The organism is Pseudomonas sp. EL_65y_Pfl2_R96, assembly GCF_963970905.1.
Taxonomy (GTDB): Bacteria; Pseudomonadota; Gammaproteobacteria; order Pseudomonadales; family Pseudomonadaceae; genus Aquipseudomonas.
Genome location: NZ_CAXAQH010000153.1, coordinates 1 through 595 on the forward strand (window position 1 = coordinate 1; position 595 = coordinate 595).

General features: G+C 63.7%; 1 protein-coding gene. It reads right to left on the reverse strand.

Features of this window, described 5'->3' with window-relative positions:
- Positions 1-522: DUF5690 family protein (locus AACY49_RS29960; RefSeq protein ID WP_339527831.1), on the reverse strand; the 522-nt coding region annotated here is incomplete at its 3' end.
- Between the last annotated feature and the right edge of the window lie 73 nt (positions 523-595).

Genomic DNA, 595 nt, shown 5'->3' on the forward strand with positions numbered 1-595 from the left:
GCGGTCGACATGTTCGCTTTGCATCAGCCAGGTGCCGACCGATTTGACCACACCCGAAGACAGGATGAAGCTCGCGCACAACATCGAGGCGAGGACCTCGGACACGCGCCGCCCCTCCATGAAACCAAAGACCAGCCCCCAGATCATGCCAAGCGGCACACCGTTGAGGAACAGGGCCGCGACGTTCCACGGTGCCGGGATGACCGCAAAGGCGACCAGCGCGAGCCAAGACAGACCGATCAACCCCAGGATGGCGGCGGCGCGGTGGCGCGGCGCGATTTCCGACACGACCTTGATGCCGATGAACTTCGATAGCGCATAGCCCGCCACCTGTGCGACGATCAGCGCGATCTTGTAATCGAGCATCCAATGCCAGCCCGGCACCAGCTCGAAGGTCGCCGCCGTGAAGGGCTTGCGAAAGGCGTACATCGCGAAATAGGCGCAGAAACCCGCAGTTCCGGTGACCGCCGTGAACACCGCAGGATGGGCCTGCCCCAGAGCGCGTCGAAAACGACTTTCCACCTGTGTACCCCGGCCCGATCCCACTGCGACTGGCCCTAAGCGCGCTGTATGACAGTCTCGCGTCGGCTGCTCG